The 460-nt window shown below is 61.3% G+C and carries 1 protein-coding gene; it reads left to right on the top strand.

Features of this window, described 5'->3' with window-relative positions; translation table 11 throughout:
• The coding region (locus H9S92_RS14115) for a hypothetical protein (RefSeq protein WP_187467345.1) at nt 1-460 on the top strand (460 nt) is incomplete at both ends.

The following is a 460-nucleotide window of genomic DNA, read 5'->3' as shown; positions in this document are numbered from 1 at the left end:
TGGTTTACACGACCAATGCGGGCAACATCTGCGCCGCTTACCTGCGCCTCGACGCCGCTGGTGTCCGCGCGGTAGACAACTGCTCGGGAACCAACTTAACGATCACGGCCAACATCTACCCCGGTGCTGACCTGAACGCTACGCCCATCGGCTCCTTCGTGGTCAACCCCAACAACGCTACGCCCGAGATCACGACGGCCATCCCCGTAGGAACGCACCTGCTGCGCTACACCTACACCGACCAGTGTGGTAACAGTGACTTCTCCGACTACCTCTTCACGGTGGAAGACCGCACGGCTCCCGTTGCGATCTGCGAAGACGGCCTGAACATCGGCATCTCTTCCGGTTCTTCCTCCACGACGGGCCTGCCCACGGGCTTTGCCGTCCTGACGCCGGAGAACATCGACAACGGTTCTTACGACGACTGCTCGGGTGTAACGCTGTCCATCGCCCGCGTCAA

Origin of the sequence: Neolewinella lacunae, from assembly GCF_014349155.1 — a bacterium.
GTDB classification, from domain to species: Bacteria; Bacteroidota; Bacteroidia; order Chitinophagales; family Saprospiraceae; genus Neolewinella; species Neolewinella lacunae.
The sequence above is the reverse complement of the archived record's forward strand: the minus strand, read 5'-3'. Positions and strand labels throughout refer to the sequence as shown.